This is a genomic window from Acinetobacter defluvii (genome assembly GCF_001704615.3).
GTDB lineage: Bacteria > Pseudomonadota > Gammaproteobacteria > Pseudomonadales > Moraxellaceae > Acinetobacter > Acinetobacter defluvii.
Genome location: NZ_CP029396.2, coordinates 336,289 through 355,358, shown reverse-complemented (window position 1 = coordinate 355,358; position 19,070 = coordinate 336,289). Strand labels below are relative to the sequence as shown.

Sequence of the window (19,070 nt, the reverse complement as noted above, 5' to 3'; positions counted from 1 at the left end):
AGCTGGTGATGTATGTTGCAGCGCTATTTGGCGTCAATACAGCTTCTATGGGTGCTTTATTCATTATTTTGGGGGTCCATTACAGCATCAGCAATAGTTGGATCATGAAATTGCTCAAACCATAAATTTCGGAACTTGACTTTTAATCAACCAATATATTGCTCGAAAATTAGAAGCATTGGGTTGATGTGATTATTTCGGATTTGTTATTAGAAATTAATTGAAAGCAGTATTTTTTTAACTTTAGGTGGAATGAAAAGGTGATTTTTTCAAGTATATTCACTGGTCTTTTTATGACGGTGGGTTTCACAGCGTTAATTTATAACTACGTGTTGATGGGTGGTAATTCTGGTTTGTTCTTTTTGGTTTGGGGTGGTGCTTTCTCTCTAGCAGGATTGTATTTCCATTACCACGGAACAATTGGGCAAATTGGGTGGCAGTGATATGTGCTGAATTAGCAGGAGACTTTCACTTGGGATATGCTAGGCAGCTAACCGATAAAAGTTCTCTGCTATTTGATTTGGCGTTTTAAAATCCAAACTCTTTTGAATTCTTCGCTGATTATAAAATAACACAATGTATTTTGTAATATCTGCTTTAGCTTCATCTCTGGTTTTATAGTTGCAATGATGCACTAATTCATTCTTGAGTATGCCCCAGAAACTTTCAATCGGTGCATTATCGTAACAGTCCCCACGTTTGCTCATTGAACCTTGAAAATCACATTTTTCCAGTATCTTTCGATATTCATGGCTGCAATATTGGCTGCCTCTGTCCGAATGAACAATTAAGCCTTTCGTTGGTTTTTGATTACGAATCGCCATAGTCAGTGCATTGCAAACAAGTTGTGCGGTCATACGCTCATTTAAGCTATAGCCAACCACTTGTTTCGTGTACAGGTCTTTTACTGCTGCCAAGTATAACCAACCTTCAGCAGTCCAAATGTATGTAATATCGCTTGACCATGCAAGATTGGGCTTAGTCATTGAAAACTGTTGCTCTAGTAAATTTGCGTAGATCGCTCGATTATGATCACTCTTCGTAGTTCTTTTGAAACGCTTATGACGCTTACAATACAGCTGGTTGAGCTTTTTTATTTGACGTACAGCATACGTACTGATTTTGATACCTTGCGCTTGTAAATGCTTAGTTAATCGAATATAGCCATAGCTTTGTTTAGTTTCCTCATGAGCTATTTTGACCAAAATTGTCTGTTGATTTCGCTGAACCAATCTTTTATTCATGCCTCGTTTTAGCCAATCATAAAATCGTGACACTGAAACGTGAAGTAATCTAGCCATAAAGCTAATCGGGAATAAATATCTTTGCTGTTTCATATAGGCGTACCTTACTGACTTTCTTTCGCAAAGTACGCTGCTGCCTTTTTTAGAAATTCACGTTCCATTTCAGCTGTTTTGAGCTGTTGTTTGAGCTTTTTATTTTCTTCGAGTAAGGCATTTAGATCAGGTGAATATTGTTTAGTGCCTGCTAAGGTGCCAGTCTTTGCTTTATTATTCCAATTTGAAAGAGTTTGCATTGAAATGCCAAGTTGTCTGGCTGTTTCCGATACATTGCCTTGATTGGCTTCAATCAATTTTATTGCTTCAACTTTAAATTCTGCGGTGTAAGTCTTCTGTTTCTTGCTCATGGTAAACTCCTGATGAGTGTCTATAGTTTACCAAGTTAAAACCTCCTGTTTTCTCAGCACACATCAAACTGTAACATTGAGTCGTTATGCTCACCTCATTATCTGATTTCGTAATCAAAAATAAAGATTGATTACAACAACGAGGGTCTGGCAGCAATGATTCAACTTCAAAATATTACCGTCCAGTACGGACAAATGATTGCGTTGCATCCAACTTCACTCACGTTTCAACAGGGACAGTTTTCAGTGTTGCTCGGTGCCTCTGGTGCAGGCAAATCAACAATGCTCCGTTGTCTTAACCTGATGCAAAAACCCACTAGCGGCAATATAAACATTACAAAGTTAGGTTCATTGTTGGACAAAAAAATATTGCAAGAGCATCGTCGGCGTACTGGCATGATATTCCAGCAGCATCAATTAATTGGTCGACTTTCTGTTTTGCAAAATGTGCTAATGGGTAGACTAGGTTATCACTCGACGCTTCGTACTCTTTTTCCTCTATCGAAGGAGGATCAATCTATTGGATTACACAGCCTTGACCGCGTTGGGCTACTTCACAAAGCACTCTCACGAGTGGATGAGTTAAGTGGCGGTCAGCAACAACGCGTGGGTATAGCTCGGGCATTAGCGCAGCGACCGGCACTTGTTTTGGCAGACGAGCCTGTGGCAAGCCTTGATCCAGCAGCCGCCAACAAAGTCTTGGCGCTCTTACACCAGATATGCAAAGAAGACGGCATAACCGCTGTAGTCAGCCTACATCAAGTCGATCTCGCTAAACGCTATGCTGACCGAATCGTCGGTCTGGCTCATGGCAAGGTTGTGTTCGATGCAATACCAGCGGCTCTGACACAAACGCATGTAACTGAACTCTATGAACAAAAAGCGTAATTGAATTCAAACATTCCAAATATTACTCATAACCATTGTTTAACTTAAGAACTGAGGAGAAATAACCATGAAAAAGCTATTCGCTGTACTGGCTCTAATATCGTTTTGCCTCTTAGGTAGTGTCACATATGCCGCACCTAATCCTGACCCCGGCACATTAAAAGTTGCTCTCTTGCCTGATGAAAATGCATCAACCGTCATTAAAAATAATAAGCCTCTAGAGATGTATCTTGAAAAAGCTCTGGGCAAAAAGATTGAGCTTATTGTTACCACTGACTATTCATCAATGATTGAAGGAATGCGGTTCGGTCGTATTGATCTTGCATATTTTGGGCCCTTGTCTTATGTATTGGCCAAACAGAAAAGTAAGATTGAACCATTTGCAGCAATGCAACAAAAAGGCACAACAACTTATCAGTCAGTGCTAATTGTGAATAAGGCGGCGGGCATCAACAACATCACAGATATCAAGAAAAAAGCCGTTGCCTGGGGTGACAAGGCCTCTACATCCAGCCACCTGATCCCCAAATCAATGCTTGCTGATAAAGGATTATTTGCCGGAAAGGATTACAAGGAGCATTTCGTAGGCGCTCACGATGCAGTGGCGATGGCAGTTCAGAATGGACACGCGCAGGCCGGTGGTCTGAGCAAGCCCATTTTCAAATCGCTCGTTCAGAGCGGCTTGATCGATCTAAACAAAGTGAAGGTCTTAGTGGAGTCAAAACCGTTTCCTCAGTACCCATGGACTATGCGCTCTAACTTAAAACCAGAGCTAAAAGTAAAAATTCGTGCTGCCTTCCTCGATTTGAAAGATCCGAACGTGTTGAAACCATTCAAGGCTGATGGATTCGGGCCTGCAACAGATAAGGATTACGATGTCGTGCGTGATTTAGGTAGTTTGCTAAAGCTAGATTTTTCCAAGTTCTAATTTTTTGAGGTCTCTACAATGAATACGAACTTCGAAGCCATATTGTCAGAGCAGCGCCAAAGCTGGAATCGAGTAGTTAGGTATGTGATATTGATTTTAGCTATTGTCGTCGGATGTTGGTATTACGTTGGTCTATTTGATGGTGAGCGTTTAGGCGAAGGCGTGCCAAGTCTTGTTAGTCTCATTGGTGAGATGTTCCCTCCCAACTTTAGTGAGTGGAGAGCATGGGTCAAGCCAGTGCTCGATACCTTAGCCATGAGTATTGCTGGAACCGCCATCGCTGTGCTTTTGTCCGTGCCCTTGGGTATTTTGGCTGCACGCAATACCAGTCCACATCCAGCGGTCTATCAGGCTGCGCGTGCTCTGTTAAATGTGTTGAGATCTGTTCCTGAGCTTATTATGGGTATAGTTTTCGTGGCAGCTGTCGGCTTTGGTGCACTGCCGGGTGTGTTGGCATTAGGCCTGCACTCAATCGGCATGATCGCTAAGTTTTTTGCGGAAGCGATTGAGCATACAGATCAAGCACCAGTTGAAGCTGCGCAGGCCGCAGGTTGCAGCCCGCTACAAGTGATATTTCATGGCATTTTTCCGCAAGTATTACCGCAAATGGCCGACACCGCGATTTATCGGTGGGAATACAATTTTCGCGCCTCAACGGTGATGGGAATGGTCGGTGCCGGCGGTATAGGTTTCGAGTTGATAGGATCGCTGCGTCTTATGCAATACCAAGAAGTATCCGCGATATTGCTGGTCATTCTTGGGATGGTGACGCTAGTTGATACATTCAGTTCATTCTTGCGTCGCAAGTTCAAGTAGCTAACCCATATAAAAAATCCGGTATACACATGAGGGTCCACATGAAACAAAAAATAGTTCTTACCCACTGGGTTCATCCTGAAATTATCGATTATTTACAATCTGTTGCGGATGTCGTTCCCAACATGACCCGCGATACTATGTCGCGCGCAGAATTGCTGGAGAGAGCAAAGGATGCTGACGCACTGATGGTATTCATGCCTGACAGTATCGATGATGATTTTCTTGCGTCCTGCCCTAAATTGAAGATTGTAGGTGCAGCACTCAAAGGCTATGACAACTTTGATGTCGATGCTTGTACCCGCCGTGGTATTTGGTTCAGCATCGTGCCGGACCTTCTGACCATCCCAACGGCGGAGCTGACAATTGGATTGCTTCTTGGCCTGACTCGCCATCTGGCCGAGGGGGATCGCCGTATCCGAACTCACGGATTTAACGGGTGGAGACCGGAACTATACGGAACGGGTTTAACAGGACGCACACTCGGAATCATCGGTATGGGTGCGGTCGGGCGAGCGATTGCGAAGCGCTTATCGAGTTTTGATATGCGGGTGCTTTATTGCGATGACATCGCCTTGAATCAAGAGCAGGAAAAGGCCTGGAATGCACGACAGGTGAGTCTCGATGAATTATTAAGTAGCAGTGACTTTGTTGTACCTATGCTGCCAATGACGCCGCAAACTTTGCACTTATTGAATGCAGAAACAATTGGCACAATGCGCACAGGAAGCTACTTGATCAATGCGTGTCGTGGTTCAGTTGTCGATGAATTAGCTGTTGCCGAAGCACTTGAATCTGGAAAATTGGCGGGTTATGCGGCAGATGTTTTCGAATTGGAAGAGTGGATCCGTGTTGATAGGCCAACAGCTATTCCGCAGGAGTTACTGACCAATACAGCGCAAACATTTTTCACCCCACATTTGGGGTCTGCGGTCGACGACGTGCGTTTCGAAATCGAGCAACTAGCAGCCAATAATATCTTACAGGCACTGACCGGCCAAAGGCCATCCGATGCTATCAATAATCCAATTTTGGAAGGCGTTAATTGATCAATCTTGAACGCGTAGTTACTTTTCTGGCTGTCGTGAATCGGGGTGGCTTTCGTGAAGCAGCCAAGCACACAGGGCTCTCACAGTCAGCTGTGACTCAGCATGTTAGGCGCCTAGAAGAGTCGCTGAGTGTCAATCTGATTGTGCGAAACAACGCAGGTAGTACGCTCACAGAGGAAGGCAAAGTGTTTTTGCCTTATGCGGAAAACCTAGTGCGCACCGGATCCAGAGCGTGCGCATTATTCGACACAAATCGTCTTGTAATAGGCGCGAGCTCGAATATCGGCATCTATGTATTGCCACCGCACTTGAGGCGGTTCAAGAAAACAGCAACTTGCAATTTTGATGTAGTCATTGGCGATAATCTTACCATTGTGAAAAAACTGGAAAACTTTGAAGTCGATGTGGCCATTATGGAATGGTGGGATCAACGAGAGGGATTTGATGCATGCGTTTGGCGAAGTGAAGAACTAGCTGTGATTGTGCCGGTGGAGCATCCGTGGGCCAAATTGGCGAGTATTCCATTAGATTGGCTGAAGGGAGAGAAATTGCTGGGGGGAGAAACAAGTAGCGGCACAGGGCGTCTGTTACAGCATTTTTTCGGAAGCGTGGCAGATTCTATTGGTGTATCTATGCAGCTTGGAAGCACAGAGGCGGTTAAACGGGCAGTACAGGCAGGCTTGGGTATTTCATTGGTGATCTCTTCGTCTGTGGTCGATGAGTGCGAGAGTGGTCGACTAAGAAGCGTTAAAATTGAAGGGATCACCCCCTACAAAAATCTTTACGTTATTTGTCGTGGCAATATGCTTGAAAATACACCATCGGCACATTTCAAAAAATTTCTACTTCAGTAGATGGATGGTATGTTGTTTATGCCAACAGTTAGAAAGTGTGAAGTTTGCCGTGACATATCATGATTTTAAGTTGATGGTAGCATTTTATTCATTTGCGTTATTTCTCTAGAAGGTAGGCGTCTAAATACTAAGTTTTCTACCTTTAAAACGCCAAATCAAATAGCAGAGAACTTTTATCGGTTAGCTGCCTAGCATATCCCAAGTGAAAGTCTCCTGCTAATTCAGCACATATCAGCCTTGATTGGCTTCAATCAATTTTATTGCTTCAACTTTAAATTCTGCGGTGTAAGTCTTCTGTTTCTTGCTCATGGTAAACTCCTGATGAGTGTCTATAGTTTACCAAGTTAAAACCTCCTGTTTTCTCAGCACACATCAAATCTAGTTGGGTCGGAAAATGGGGAATGGCTGATTAATGGTGAGCTTGAGGTTCAGGGTGGTTCTCAGATTAATCCATTTGTTCAGATTCGGAAGAACAGATTTGCTGTTTTAGAGTGGTTCAAAAGTGCTGAATTGTTTACCGACCAAAACTTAGGTTTTATTAGTGGTTGCATCATCCTGAATGAGTTATCTAGTACGCAAATGGATTTGTCTCATTCGGTAAGAAAGTGGTTTTATGTTACCGATATTGCTAATTCAGTGGATACTTTGTCTAGGCTCCATACCAAGGGGATTAGTCTTGCTAGTGATGATATTTTATACCTAGTAAACAAGTTAAAACTTAAAGAATATTCTTGGGATCAGGGTGTTGCTCCTAGAGTGCGTAATCTTATTCAGTCAGATGATCGTGATACTCCAAGTGATAATAGTCGTGATCAAAGTTCCGCTCCGATCAAATACACATTACATGATCAAATGGAAAAGAAATTCAAAGGTGTTTTAGCACCGTACCTATTTTTCTATGGAACGGTCATCATCTGTTTAGCTTTTGCTTTTCATATTGCAAATGGTATGAAAGTTGGAGGGATTTTTTACTTATTTGGTTTGTTCTTTGGTCGCTAAAAATATCATCTAGATAGATGTTATTCAGGTTGGGATTCCGTAATTATTAAACCTTTTTCTTTTTGCATTAAAAAAGCCTACATTGTAGGCTTTTAGCTTTCTTAGATCTGTATTACTGAATTAAGTCGTCAACGGCTTCACCAAGGTAGGTTGGATCGTATTGCTTATACAAATAGTTTTCCAGAATTGGTAAATCTGGTGCTAAAACCATTCGCGTAATTTTAGGACGATCTTCTTCAAGGTTAAGCTTCACATGTACGGCGAAGAAATCAATGTTGTTCGTGATGAAGTCATATTCTTTACGACCAGTACTTTTGAGTTGATCAACCATACGCGAAAAGTAGTGGTTATTCGTAATAGAGCAATTCAAGAACTCTAACGCATCTTTTTCAGTAACATTAATTTCAATAATGTTATTAAGGAAGGCCAGCTCTGGTTTAATTAAGTTGCCGTTACGGTCTGCAGTTAGACATTTTGTAGAAAAGGTACCAATACCAGCCATACGACCATCATATTTCACAAAACCGTGCTCTTCAGATGCAACTAAGTTTGACGCATGAACGTATAGAGTAGGGTGGTGCTTTGTATTCCACTCTAAATCAATAACGTCAGTTTCATTTTCTGCATAGTGAGATTGTAAAAGAGATCTATTGAGGTTGGTATAGAGGACTTGATCAAGCTCTAATACTTTACGGCGATATAGCTCAGCGAAGGCAATACCGTACTGAGACAAGATATTACATGTTGTATTGAAGCTATTGCAGTAAATCGCACGGTTATCGTTACCGCCGTCACGATCCTCACTGACTACAATTACATGGTTCCCTAAAACACCATTGATTTTATAAACCACAATTGAGCCTAATGCGAAGTTTTGGGTAAGTAGTTCTTCACCCTCAAATCGTACTGCCGTGCAGTTTTTAATATTTTCTGCGCTTAAAGGATAATTACCCGGTGTGATGGACCACAATGTTGATACTGGTACAAATAGAGGCTCAATAGCACTACTTAAGTCAACTCGACCAATCGTGATGATGCTTGTGCCGTTAAAACTATCGCCCTTGTGTTCTGCAACGGCTGATGTTCCGATCGTACCTGGTATTTGTGCGTTCTCTGAAGCGCTATTATTTGGTACAACTGATTCTGTCATGAAACAACTCACTAAAAGTTTTATCTTTGTTTAAAAATACCACATGATAAATAGTATTAAAACTTATACTAGTATTATAAGATGATCTTTAAGATTCATAAAGGTATATTTATGCTAAACCATAAAACCCAAGTTTGTTTTTTTAATAACCTGATTGGACGTTTTTATAAAAATCATTTGATCATTGATGTTAAAACTTTAAACCTAGATTTTATTTTAGATGTTATTGAATTCCCGACATCAATTGAAGGTTTCAAAAAAGCACCTAAAGTATCAAAAATTAAAATACCTTTTACGCAACTTGCTCAGGATCTTCAGCCACAAAATTACCTAGATTTAGTCCAATCTGATGCCAAAAATCTGTATCTGCAGATTGGGCAAAAAAGACGTTATATTCACGGCGAACAAACTAATTTTTCATATGCTACATCGGTGTTTCAGCAGATCGGTGATGATGAAGTGCTCCAGCTTGAGGCTTTGAACTATGCACTGAAGCTCCAAAGCATTACTAATGGTATTCAGCAGCATACAACAGCGATTGAGACATATATCGAGCTAAAGCCTTTACGATATGCGTTTAGCTTAGATACGTTCATAAGTGCAACTGCAGATCTAGATCAACCTTTCGATACTCGTGAAGCGCTTTCTGGCCATATCGTTAACCATTGGGAAAAATGGGTTAAAGCAAACAATATCACCAGTGAAAGTTCTTATGATGCGGTGCTATTAAATGCCGATAAATTAATACTGATTCGAGTCGGTATTCACTCATTCTCAGTGAAGATTACAGACCTTGAAGTGGCTGACGGCATTATCTATTCTTCTCTTTGTGATTTAGAGCTCTTACAAGTGCTTCTACCAACGTTCTTTGATGGTATGCCTTGCCGTATTACTGCATATGCCGATATGAACATTCAATATGCTGTATCGCAATATAAGACTTGGCTATCAAGTCAAAACCTGAAGAAGATCCAGTCCGTTCGCAAACAAGGTATTGAGAAGTACTTGCGTAAAAAATTAGAAGATGAAAGTGACTTAATCGGTAACGCGCAACTTGCCAAAACCCTAATGAATACCAGCTATACAGAACAAACAGTCTCATTTTTTTCTGACGCTTGGGGATTATCGTACGCAAACCATTTTGAGAAGAAAATTCGTCATGCTTTTGATCTGGTCATACAGGCTTTGGATCATGAAGGGATCTCATTAGAGCAGCTGCAGTTCATCAATAGCCTAACAAAAGGGGCAATTGAGAATGCTATTAACGAGATGCTGAACAAGACTGGTTCGCCGTTAAACGTGGTACCAACACTCACTCAAGAATTACTGTTAATTTGCGATGAATTCAATGCCAAAAAACTCAACATATCAAGTGAGCTCTTGGATGCAATCACTCAGTTTGCAGAACAATATGCAGTATCACCACTGTTGGCCATTAAGCGTGATAGCGCCGTGTATTTGCTGTATGAACCATTAGATGCCGATAATCAGTTAATTGATTATGAGTGGTTTTGTACTGCGGTATATACCAAAAATCAGTTTGTGCCTGAAGCCGATGAACAACATAAAACAAATGTAGCGGATCTTCTTAAATCGGTTGAAGTACTGCATGTATTCAAGCCGAATATCCTGTCGTGGACCAATGGCAAGGTATTTGAAACGCCAGAAGAAAAGAAAAATGCTTTTATGTTATGTCTCACACCTGAAGCATTTGAAAATCAAATAGAATTCTTACGCACTAAGAACGCAATACCAGGATATTTTAAAAACCTGATTACATCCTTAGGTGGTTTAAGTACAGTGGCCACGGAACAAGATAAATACGGTGTATTTTTGATTGAGTCGATCGCTAAAAATTCGACTGGTTTTGCATATCAAGGACAACTCTTTCCTATCGATCAAAATGCCCAAATTGACTTAGATCAATGCTCAAATTTAACGCTTAATTCTAAACTACTACCAAAAAACTACCTGACCTTTAAAAGACTAATGAGATTAAGCGATAGTTTAACGAATGGCGTTAAATAGGTTTAAGGAATATTATTATTTTTACTTTAAGTTTAAATAGTGGTTTTTTAAATGCACAAAAATAAAGTATTATACTTTCAAACATAAAACCCTTTTAAAGTTATACAGAGAATACTGAATGAAACTATTAAAAACTGCGATGGTGGGTATCCTTGGTACTGTAATAGCACATACTGCTTTTGCTTATGATGATGTACCAACCCCAAATCCAAACTTTAAAGAAGCTTACGTGGGGCTTTTAACGCCATCTAAAAACTTTAATGTTGTTGCTGGTGGCCTTACACCTGAAATCAGCGAATATAAACTGTCTGATAGCTATTTTGAGAACAATTCAAATCAACGATACAAAGCGACAGCTCACCTTTATCAACAGATGAATACTCGACAACGAGCGATGTATTTATTAGTTCAGCACACAGCTTACTTAAACGATATTTTCTACCCTCAACGTAACCCTTTAGTTAATCCAAACGTATCAGACGAACAATTGAATGTTGAACCAGCACTTAATAAACTGCAGTCCTTACGTACTGACAAAGATATTGTCGAAAATGTTGTAGATCGTGAAACTATGCTTCAGGTATTAAAAGCACATTACGATTATTATATGCGCGATCAATTTACAGTACGTTTTTACGGGAAAAACCAAAACACATTTACTTATGGAATTGATAACTATTCTGGTTTAAAAATACGTTCGGTGGAAGGAAACTTACGCATTGTTGATCGCAAAACAGGTACATTGTTAGGTGACTCAATGGTTAAGTTAAACCACTGGATACCAGCTACCCGTACCAAAGAGCGCCGTACTATTGATATACCGTCTTCCATGCCAGAATGGAAAAACGTTGAAATTAAAGATCTTGCAATTAAATTCCAACCAACTGCAATAACAACCATGCAAGGTAAACGCATTGATATTAATAAAATCTATGCGTACAACACTGAAAAATTCAATTTCTAATGTATATAGCGGTCACTATCGACCGCTTTATTTTGTTCCTGGATAAATATTAACCGTAGCCTAAGCAAAAGTTATAAGTTGCTTTTCCCACGAATCAAATTAAGGTTAAAACTATGAAAAAAGCTCTCCTATCAATTGCCACTGTAATCATGGTCGGGGGATGCTCAGAAGTGCCGAATGATATGTCGCATATCGATGTTTTTTCTTCCGATCGCTACCTATCAACTGCACATCAATTTAATAAGCTTGTTGATGATACGTTTAAGTATCATTATTCAAAAATACCGTTTTTTCTAGTGACGAAAGGGTGGAGTGTTAGTGGTCCAAAAGAGCCAGTATCGCAAATTGTATATAGTTGCTTAACTTCTAATGAGGTGGAATTGGTGACAAAAATCAAGCCATTCATGCCCGAAGTGACCTACATCAAAACACCTGAAAACCAGGTGAAAAATTGCATCATTAAACATTCAAATGACTCAATTAATGCTGATGCGCTGAATGACCTTAAAGCGTTCCCTTTATTCCAAAAATATGCAGACAATCCATTTTTACGTAAGACCGTGGATGCTGCGAAAGCAGATGGCAAAATCTCAGTAAAAGAATATATGGATATTGTGCAGATTGTCATAAAATTAAGTGGAGCTGACAAACAGGTTCAGCTAGAGAAAACTATTCAAGAGCTTTAGGTATTCATATGTCGGAAAATCTATCCATGCATAGCATGTCGAATGAGGAATTGATTCAAGAATGGCTTGATAGCCTGAAGCTTGAAAATAAGTCCGACATGACGATTAATGAATACAAAAAGAGCTTACTTTTGATGTTAGAAATGCCTTTTTTTAAAGGTAAACATCTATTGGAACTAGACCGCGATTACATCACATCATTTCGGTTGCATCGAATCGATGTTGATATTGTTTCTGCAAGAACACTCAACAAAAATTTATCAGCTTTAAAAAACTTCCTGAACTATTGTCTGCGTAAGGAATATATACCTGAAAACTTCTTTTCTGACATTCGGGTTAAGTTCAAAAACCAAAGCTTACCGCGCCCGATCGCCGTGAATACGTTGAATGAGATACTTGATAACAAGACGCCATTAAATCCGAAATACAATAATCAAAAGTTAAGAGATCTAGCAGCTGCAGAAATTGCTTATTCTGGCGGTTTACGTATCTCTGAATTACATGCCATCAAACTAAGTGATATCAACCTCAGTGCTATGCAACTAAAGGTATTGGGTAAAGGAAATAATGAACGGATTGTTTTTTTAGGAAAAAAATCACTAGAGGCTATTTCTACTTGGCTTTTAGTTCGTAATCGTTGGATTTCAAAAGCTGGAGTAGAAGACTGCGGATATTTATTCATTGCACCATCTGGCAAACATATTGCGAAAAACCATTTAGGTGCATGCATTACAGCTCTGTTAAAGGCGCATGGTTCTGGAAATATTGGTAGTACTCATGCTTTGAGACATAGTTTTGCATCGCACTTGTATAACAAAACAAAAAATATTCGCGCCGTTCAGGAAATGCTAGGTCATAAATCACTATCTTCGACACAAGTATATATTCTTGTAGATCACGAAACGTTGATTAGTTCTTATAAAGATGCACATCCACGCGCTAGAGCGAACCAAGATTAATAATTTATTCGCTTCTTGTACTTCTAAAGATATATCGTAAACGATCGAAATAATTAACTTTTGATGGTGCCCGTAATGGCTAAGACTTTTGAACAAGTAAAAAAAGAATTTTTCAATACAAGGGTCATCACAAACAATCGACTACCTAAGCGTGATGAAAGCCACAAAATTGCTGTGAAACTTGGTTTAATAGACCAAAAACAATCAACATATGTGTGTTCGTATAATTAAGTTTGTATCAAATAATTAAGTTTAGATTTAATTATTTAAGTTTGGATATCAATGAAAAAATTGAAGAGTTTGATGTGGTTCCGTTAATTAGACCACTCAATCTAGTTTTATAAGTGATAAATCCGCTCTAAATATTTAAATTATGCTGCCATTACTTTTGGTAAATGTCGATCATAAAATTCATTTGGTGTTGCCTTATTCAAGCTTGAATGAGGACGTATCGTGTTATAAAAATCCAAATATTCAGCAATTGATTGTTTTGCTTGTTTAACCGTATCGTAAGCCTTCAAATAGACTTCCTCATGCTTCACACTGCGCCATAAACGCTCAATCATTACATTATCCATCCATCGTCCTTTCCCATCCATACTGATACGGATATTTCGCAATTTTAACTCATTCAAAAATGCCTCGCTTGTGAATTGACTGCCTTGGTCTGTATTAAACACCTCTGGACAACCATATTTCACAATTGCTTCTTGCAACGCATCTATGCAAAAGTCTGTTTCCATACTGATCGATACACGATGAGCCAGTACTTTACGACTATGCCAATCTATAATTGCACACAGATAGACAAAGCCTTTAGCCATAGGAATGTACGTGATATCTGTACACCAGACTTGATTAGAGTGATCGATGACCATGTTTTTCAACAGATATGGGAAAATACGGTGTGCAAGATTAGGCTTACTGGTATTGGGTTTTGGATACAAGGCATGTATTCCCATCAAGCGCATTAAACGTCGGACTTTACGCCGACCTATTTTATGTCCTTGACGCTGTAGCATATCTCGTATCATTCGACTGCCCATAAATGGGTAGTCGAGATGAATTTCATCGATTAGACGCATCAAACTCAAATCAGTTGATGAAATCTCTTTGGGCTTGTAATACAACGTACTGCGATTGATTTGAATCAATTGCGATTGTTGTCGTACCGAAAGTTGATGGGTCTTATCGATCATTTTTTGCCGCTCAGCTGCCCTATTTTTCTGAGCGCACCTTCTAAAAAATCAATTTGCAATGCCTGATGTCCTATCTTGGCATGTAGAGCTTTGAGGTCAATCTCAGGTTCTTGTTGTGCTGTTGGTCGTGAAAAAATATTGATTGATTGCTCAAGCAGTTGATTTTTCCAATCGATGATTTGGTTTTGATGTAAATCGAATTGAGTAGAAAGTTCAGCGAGTGTGTGGTCGCCTTTAATTGCTGCGAGAGCAACTTTAACTTTAAACTCTGCTGAATGATTACGACGTTTTCTTCGTGTCATGGTTGACTCCAAAAACAAGCATTTCCCATGCTTATTGGGGAGTAGATTATCACTTATAGGCGTGGTCTAAAATCCTAGAACCACATCAGTTGTAATTTCAGGACCAAAACTGAGCCGCGATTATAACACCAATTGGTATGCAAGCCGGGTAAATGGACGATTTGAAACATGTATGCAACGCGCAAAACATATAAAAATTTAGCCCTATTTGACTTTGATGGTACCTTATACCCAGGTGATAGCTTCACTGGTTTTATTTTTTATACGCGCAGTAAACGACATATTATTAAAAATGGCTTGAAAATATTACCTTGGATTCAAGCCTATTATTTAAAACTATATCCTGCTCGATCAATGCGACCAAAACTATTTTCAGCCATATTTAGTCAAACCACACTGAGTGAGTTAACACCGATTATTCCAGATTATGCCCAGTACCTCATTTCAAGACTAGATGAAAAAATGTACCAACAACTCTTAAAACACCAACAGCACGGTGACGATGTTGTGTTGGTATCAGCATCTATAGATCTTTACTTAGAAACTGTCTGTCAATTACTCAACATAGACCTGATTTGTAGTGAAACTGAGCGTATTGGACACACACTCACTGGAAAATATAACACTCCTGATTGTAGTGAAGCACAGAAATCTTTACGTATTCAAGAACGTTATTCTCTTGAAAAGTACCAATATATCTATGCTTATGGTAATAGCGAGGAAGACCGCGCCATGTTAGAGCTCGCTGATTTCCCCTATATGGTTGGCACTGATACACAGCTCCCTACAGTACAGTCCAAAATCAAAAGAGGTGCATGATCTATATCACACACCCCTTTCTTTCATCTCTAACTCATCAAATTCAATAATCACTTTTAGGATAAAGCTTTATTCATAGACAACGACTGATTTTTTATAAGTAAAAGCAAGATAACCATAATACCCATGATAATCACCAATACCTGAAAGACCGCTACCACCAAAAGGTAAATAAGGCGAAAATGCCTGTAGCATTACACCATTTACAATGACATCACCTGCAGGAATTTTAGATAAAACCTGACGTGCTTGATCTGTATTTTTACTAAAGACATAAGCAGCTAAAGGTTTTGGATGATTAAAATTAATCGCTTCTATTGCTAAATTGATATCACTAAAACTCAATACAGGTAAAATTGGCCCAAAGAGTTCTTGCTGCATTAAAGCATCATTCCAATCCACCTGATCCACTACCGTCGCTTGAAAATAACGTTGTTCAACATCATACGCCCCACCAAAAGCAACCTCACCACCTGTATGTTCTAGCATATCTGCAAGACGTTGAATTTGCTGACTACTAATGACCTTGCCATTAGAATCTACATCGGGAAAATCAGTTTTCAGTTTTGCTATTAATTTATCTAGTAAATCTTTCTTTATGCTCTCATGTACCATCAAATAATCTGGCGCTACACAAGTTTGACCACTATTCGCACATTTACCAAAAACCAATTGAGCAACAGTCTGATCTAAATCTGCATCAGGCATAACAATGAACGGACTTTTACCACCTAACTCTAAAATACAGGGTGTTAGGTTTTTAGCCGCCGCTTGCATGACGAGTTTTCCAACAGTTGTACTACCTGTAAAGAAAATTAAATCAAAATTGAGTGATAATAAAAATTCATTTTCTTCACGTGCCCCCTGCACAACGGCAACGTGTTCGGGAGCAAATGTGGCCGCAACAATCTCTGCAATTAAAATCGAAGTTGCTGGTGTATTTTCTGAGGGTTTAATAATCGCAGTATTTCCTGCGCAAATAGCTGCAACCAAAGGTGCAAAAGCCAAATTAACAGGATAGTTAAATGGACAAACGATATACGTAACACCATAAGCCTCATGTTCAACAAAACATTGAGCAGGCTCTAGCAACGCATAAGTCGGTACTTTCTCTGCTTGTACCCAGTGGTCGATATGATCTAAAGCAAAATCAACCTCTGTTACCACTTCACCAATTTCAGCCAAATCTACAAACGCCTTGCTTTTACCCAAATCCTGCGCTAAAGCAACATAGATTTGTTCCTTAAAAGACAAAACAGCATCTTTCAATTTGTGTAATTGTGCTTTCTTAAATGCCAAATCTTTTGTTGCACCACTCGCAAAAAAGGCTTTTTGCTGATTAAAAATAGACTGTATTGTTTTTTGATCTGTGAATTTCATTCTATCTACATCCTGTAAATTAAATATGATAATTTTTATCAACCACCAAAACTGGTTTAATGGTTTTGCCAGATAGTGAATCTGCTGAGGCCTGATTAATATCCTCAAAATCATATAACTGAATTAAACGATCAAAAGGGAACAGTCCATTTTTGTAATATTCAATCATTTTAGGAATACTCAGCTGAGGTACCGTTGCCCCCATTAATACACCAATCATTTTTTTGCTTGAGAGTGCTAAGTCTGTCAGGGTATTCAAAGTAATATTTTGATTAGTCACTGCAATTGGCGCAGCTACGCCACGAATTGCCAAAACATCCAGTGAAAGCTTCATTACCGACTCTACACCAGTGGTATCAACAGAATAGTTCACACCAACTTGATTGGTAATCTCTCGAATTTTCTCTAGCACATCTGTCGATTTACTATTAATAATATGTGTCGCACCAAGCTCTTTGGCCAAAGTTAAACGCGCATCATGTATATCCACTGCAATAATGGTTGTACAGCCACTAATTTTTGCAGCCATCATTGCAGCTAAGCCTACTGCACCTGTTCCAAAAATCACAATGCTCGAACCAGGTTTCACCGCTAATCCATTGACTACAGTTCCAACACCTGTCATTAACCCACAAGCTAAAGGTGCAACCAAACGCAGGTCAACATCTTTATCAACTTGAGTGATATTCGTTGCTTTTACATTGATGTGACTTGCAAATGAAGATTGATGAAAAAAGTTTCGTACAACTTCACCATTGTCACGGGTGAAAAATGGAGTGCCATCGGGATGAAGCTCTCCCCAATTTAGCGCAAGCCAATCTGTACAGGCAGCAGGAATTCCTTCTAGGCAATGATGACAATGACTACAATATGCATAAGCCAACACCACATGATCACCTTCTTGAACGTTGCTTACACCAGCACCAACTTTTTCTACAATACCAGCACCCTCATGCCCCAATACTCCAGGAAACTCATAAGCAGCATGTCCTAGACGCAAGGCATCATCTGAATGACAAATTCCTGTTGCCACAATTCGTACACGAACTTCATCGTCTTTTAACTCGGCAAGATTAAGGGTTTCAAAGGTATAAGGTTGATTTACACCATTTACTACAGCGGCTTTTACTTTCATTGTGCATATTCCATTTGCTTATATTTAAAAATTCGTAGTACACAACACACTGTAAACTCCAATGCTAAGCCATGGATTACATAAACATTGTGCTGTACTACAACTTCGATTTTAAACACAGCTAATTCACATCGGTTACCGAAAATAGGCAAACAATGTCAATATTCGGCAATAAAGCTGTCAATTCCTTTTAATGGTCGTTGAAGGTAACTCACCATATTTTTGTTTATATTGTTTAGCAAAGTCGCCTAAGTTTATATATCCGCATGCATAAGCAATATCCATTACATTACTTGCAGCATCCGCAGCCAATAATCTTGCTCGCACCTGCTCCAATCTAACTTTTCTCAACATTTGCCCAACAGTCATTTGTTGATGTCGTTTAAATGTTGATGAAAGTGTTCGAATACTCACACCTACAGCCTGTGCAATTTCTACAATGGTTGGACTATATTGGTAATTTGCATAGATATATTCTACTGCTCGCTTAATATGATGAGGTGCAACATCAATCGGCTGATTAAGGTCTATATTCTCTCGGCGTGCCCATGCATTAATAATATGTAGCCCCATCATTTGCTGTAAATGTTGACCTGCTTTTAGTGCCAAAGCCTGTTCAGGAATTTCTTTTAAACAATGATAAACATAGTGTAGTAAGGCCATCCAACTTGCTTGATCTCCATCAAAGCGGCTACGAGACTGCCATAGACTCAAAGGTGCATCATGCCCAAAATTGGCAATAGTAAGTTCCTGTAGAGCATGTTTTGGAATACTTAAATTAAGCTGGATATTATCTTCACTACATAAAAAAGCATAATCATCTGGATAACTCGAATCCATAATATAAGATTGGTTTAGACCTGTAATAATACTTCTCGTCTTATCAATCTTATGTCGTGCATGACCATGAATTGTCGTTAATAATAATACTCTCGAACAATTTTCAGAAAATTTTGATATTTCAACAGGTATGCCATAAGTAAATCGAGACAATATAAATTGACCAATATTAATACGTGACATATAGGCTGTAGGATCATAAATCTCACCTGTTGGCCTTACTTGAAATGGTAAATAAACTTGATCAGACCAATTTTGAATCAGCCCCCAATCTTGCTCAAAACTCATTTGTTTTTGGAAAAGACTATTTTCTACACCTTGATCTAAATAGTATTTAATCGACATCAAAAACACTCCATGTGATGTGGTTCCGTTAATTAGACCACTCAATCTAGTTTTATAAGTGATAAATCCGCTCTAAATATT

General features: G+C 39.3%; 19 protein-coding genes and 1 pseudogene. 14 read left to right on the top strand and 6 right to left on the bottom strand.

What is annotated here, in order from left to right; genetic code table 11:
- Positions 1-293 precede the first annotated feature (293 nt).
- Positions 294-443 carry a hypothetical protein gene (locus tag DJ533_RS02490; RefSeq protein ID WP_171249065.1) on the top strand — a complete coding sequence of 50 codons (150 nt, stop codon included), beginning with the start codon at positions 294-296 and terminating at the stop codon, positions 441-443.
- 39 nt (positions 444-482) lie between these two features.
- Here DJ533_RS02490 and DJ533_RS02485 read toward each other — a convergent pair.
- Positions 483-1,648 (bottom strand): IS3-like element ISAba21 family transposase gene (locus DJ533_RS02485; protein ID WP_089024808.1). Its coding sequence is split into 2 segments (ribosomal slippage): positions 483-1,390 and positions 1,390-1,648, totalling 1,167 coding nucleotides; the frame shifts between segments, so codons are not numbered across the junction.
- A gap of 156 nt (positions 1,649-1,804) precedes the next feature.
- On the opposite strand from DJ533_RS02485, the gene phnC reads away from it, so the two are divergent.
- The 6 genes from phnC (at position 1,805) to DJ533_RS02455 (ending at position 7,182) form a co-directional block, all read left to right on the top strand.
- Positions 1,805-2,536 carry a phosphonate ABC transporter ATP-binding protein gene (phnC, locus tag DJ533_RS02480; RefSeq protein WP_044432282.1) on the top strand — a complete coding sequence of 244 codons (732 nt, stop codon included), beginning with the start codon at positions 1,805-1,807 and terminating at the stop codon, positions 2,534-2,536.
- 67 nt (positions 2,537-2,603) lie between these two features.
- On the top strand, positions 2,604-3,464 hold the full coding sequence (gene phnD, locus DJ533_RS02475; protein WP_034672438.1) for a phosphate/phosphite/phosphonate ABC transporter substrate-binding protein: 861 nt from the start codon (positions 2,604-2,606) through the stop codon (positions 3,462-3,464).
- Positions 3,465-3,482: 18 nt separating this feature from the next.
- Positions 3,483-4,280, top strand: coding sequence for a phosphonate ABC transporter, permease protein PhnE (gene phnE, locus DJ533_RS02470; protein WP_004757464.1), 798 nt, complete (start codon positions 3,483-3,485; stop codon positions 4,278-4,280).
- A 41-nt stretch (positions 4,281-4,321) separates the two neighbouring features.
- Entirely contained in the window at positions 4,322-5,329 is a 1,008-nt protein-coding gene (locus DJ533_RS02465; protein WP_044432324.1) for a phosphonate dehydrogenase, read from the top strand.
- Positions 5,326-6,183, top strand: a complete 858-nt coding sequence (locus tag DJ533_RS02460) for a LysR family transcriptional regulator (protein ID WP_044432327.1) — start codon at positions 5,326-5,328, stop codon at positions 6,181-6,183. The genes DJ533_RS02465 and DJ533_RS02460 overlap by 4 nt, the downstream gene beginning before the upstream one ends.
- Positions 6,184-6,693: 510 nt before the next feature.
- Positions 6,694-7,182 carry a hypothetical protein gene (locus DJ533_RS02455; RefSeq protein WP_228274091.1) on the top strand — a complete coding sequence of 163 codons (489 nt, stop codon included), beginning with the start codon at positions 6,694-6,696 and terminating at the stop codon, positions 7,180-7,182.
- Positions 7,183-7,294: 112 nt separating this feature from the next.
- Here DJ533_RS02455 and DJ533_RS02450 read toward each other — a convergent pair whose 3' ends face one another.
- The gene (locus tag DJ533_RS02450) at positions 7,295-8,332 is read right to left on the bottom strand and encodes a hypothetical protein (RefSeq protein WP_042893444.1); all 1,038 of its coding nucleotides are present in this window, start codon (positions 8,330-8,332) and stop codon (positions 7,295-7,297) included.
- 111 nt (positions 8,333-8,443) lie between these two features.
- On the opposite strand from DJ533_RS02450, the gene DJ533_RS18855 reads away from it, so the two are divergent.
- The 5 genes from DJ533_RS18855 (at position 8,444) to DJ533_RS18605 (ending at position 13,200) form a co-directional block, all read left to right on the top strand.
- Complete coding sequence (locus DJ533_RS18855; RefSeq protein ID WP_228716451.1) at positions 8,444-10,360, top strand: hypothetical protein; 1,917 nt, start codon at positions 8,444-8,446, stop codon at positions 10,358-10,360.
- A gap of 139 nt (positions 10,361-10,499) precedes the next feature.
- Positions 10,500-11,324, top strand: a complete 825-nt coding sequence (locus DJ533_RS02440) for a hypothetical protein (RefSeq protein ID WP_228716450.1) — start codon at positions 10,500-10,502, stop codon at positions 11,322-11,324.
- A 113-nt stretch (positions 11,325-11,437) separates the two neighbouring features.
- A complete protein-coding gene (locus tag DJ533_RS02435) occupies positions 11,438-12,010 on the top strand; it encodes a hypothetical protein (RefSeq protein ID WP_065995366.1) in 573 nt (190 codons plus the stop codon).
- Between the two features lie 8 nt (positions 12,011-12,018).
- The gene (locus DJ533_RS02430) at positions 12,019-12,969 is read left to right on the top strand and encodes a tyrosine-type recombinase/integrase (protein WP_227541429.1); all 951 of its coding nucleotides are present in this window, start codon (positions 12,019-12,021) and stop codon (positions 12,967-12,969) included.
- Between the two features lie 75 nt (positions 12,970-13,044).
- Complete coding sequence (locus DJ533_RS18605; RefSeq protein WP_171488523.1) at positions 13,045-13,200, top strand: helix-turn-helix domain-containing protein; 156 nt, start codon at positions 13,045-13,047, stop codon at positions 13,198-13,200.
- 140 nt (positions 13,201-13,340) lie between these two features.
- On the opposite strand, the gene DJ533_RS02425 is transcribed toward DJ533_RS18605, so the two are convergent.
- Positions 13,341-14,470, bottom strand: a protein-coding gene (locus DJ533_RS02425; protein ID WP_089024817.1) for an IS3 family transposase whose coding sequence is annotated in 2 segments (ribosomal slippage) — positions 13,341-14,218 and positions 14,218-14,470 — 1,131 coding nt in all. Because the reading frame shifts where the segments join, the coding sequence is not laid out codon by codon here.
- Positions 14,471-14,558: 88 nt separating this feature from the next.
- Here DJ533_RS02425 and DJ533_RS02420 point away from each other — a divergent pair.
- Together DJ533_RS02420 and DJ533_RS02415 are read left to right on the top strand one after the other, a co-directional pair.
- Positions 14,559-14,672: pseudogene (locus DJ533_RS02420) on the top strand (DUF1615 family protein); the annotation flags it as partial.
- Complete coding sequence (locus tag DJ533_RS02415; RefSeq protein WP_065995596.1) at positions 14,639-15,289, top strand: HAD-IB family phosphatase; 651 nt, start codon at positions 14,639-14,641, stop codon at positions 15,287-15,289. The pseudogene DJ533_RS02420 and the gene DJ533_RS02415, both read left to right, overlap by 34 nt.
- 69 nt (positions 15,290-15,358) lie before the next feature.
- Here the strand turns inward: DJ533_RS02415 and mdlD are convergent, their stop codons facing one another.
- The 3 genes from mdlD to DJ533_RS02400 all read right to left on the bottom strand — a co-directional run bounded on the left by mdlD (position 15,359) and on the right by DJ533_RS02400 (position 18,989).
- Positions 15,359-16,669 carry an NAD(P)-dependent benzaldehyde dehydrogenase MdlD gene (gene mdlD, locus DJ533_RS02410; protein WP_065995597.1) on the bottom strand — a complete coding sequence of 437 codons (1,311 nt, stop codon included), beginning with the start codon at positions 16,667-16,669 and terminating at the stop codon, positions 15,359-15,361.
- Between the two features lie 19 nt (positions 16,670-16,688).
- Entirely contained in the window at positions 16,689-17,804 is a 1,116-nt protein-coding gene (locus tag DJ533_RS02405) for an NAD(P)-dependent alcohol dehydrogenase (protein ID WP_065995598.1), read from the bottom strand.
- A gap of 180 nt (positions 17,805-17,984) precedes the next feature.
- Positions 17,985-18,989 carry an AraC family transcriptional regulator gene (locus DJ533_RS02400; protein ID WP_065995599.1) on the bottom strand — a complete coding sequence of 335 codons (1,005 nt, stop codon included), beginning with the start codon at positions 18,987-18,989 and terminating at the stop codon, positions 17,985-17,987.
- Between the last annotated feature and the right edge of the window lie 81 nt (positions 18,990-19,070).

Coding starts and splice junctions, on each gene's coding strand:
- DJ533_RS02490 (WP_171249065.1), top strand. CDS start 294: ATGACGGTGGGTTTCACAGCGTTAATTTATAACTACGTGTTGATGGGT.
- phnC (WP_044432282.1), top strand. CDS start 1,805: ATGATTCAACTTCAAAATATTACCGTCCAGTACGGACAAATGATTGCG.
- phnD (WP_034672438.1), top strand. CDS start 2,604: ATGAAAAAGCTATTCGCTGTACTGGCTCTAATATCGTTTTGCCTCTTA.
- phnE (WP_004757464.1), top strand. CDS start 3,483: ATGAATACGAACTTCGAAGCCATATTGTCAGAGCAGCGCCAAAGCTGG.
- DJ533_RS02465 (WP_044432324.1), top strand. CDS start 4,322: ATGAAACAAAAAATAGTTCTTACCCACTGGGTTCATCCTGAAATTATC.
- DJ533_RS02450 (WP_042893444.1), bottom strand. CDS start 8,332: ATGACAGAATCAGTTGTACCAAATAATAGCGCTTCAGAGAACGCACAA.
- DJ533_RS18855 (WP_228716451.1), top strand. CDS start 8,444: ATGCTAAACCATAAAACCCAAGTTTGTTTTTTTAATAACCTGATTGGA.
- DJ533_RS02440 (WP_228716450.1), top strand. CDS start 10,500: ATGGTGGGTATCCTTGGTACTGTAATAGCACATACTGCTTTTGCTTAT.
- DJ533_RS02435 (WP_065995366.1), top strand. CDS start 11,438: ATGAAAAAAGCTCTCCTATCAATTGCCACTGTAATCATGGTCGGGGGA.
- DJ533_RS02430 (WP_227541429.1), top strand. CDS start 12,019: ATGTCGGAAAATCTATCCATGCATAGCATGTCGAATGAGGAATTGATT.
- DJ533_RS18605 (WP_171488523.1), top strand. CDS start 13,045: ATGGCTAAGACTTTTGAACAAGTAAAAAAAGAATTTTTCAATACAAGG.
- DJ533_RS02415 (WP_065995596.1), top strand. CDS start 14,639: ATGTATGCAACGCGCAAAACATATAAAAATTTAGCCCTATTTGACTTT.
- mdlD (WP_065995597.1), bottom strand. CDS start 16,669: ATGAAATTCACAGATCAAAAAACAATACAGTCTATTTTTAATCAGCAA.
- DJ533_RS02405 (WP_065995598.1), bottom strand. CDS start 17,804: ATGAAAGTAAAAGCCGCTGTAGTAAATGGTGTAAATCAACCTTATACC.
- DJ533_RS02400 (WP_065995599.1), bottom strand. CDS start 18,989: ATGTCGATTAAATACTATTTAGATCAAGGTGTAGAAAATAGTCTTTTC.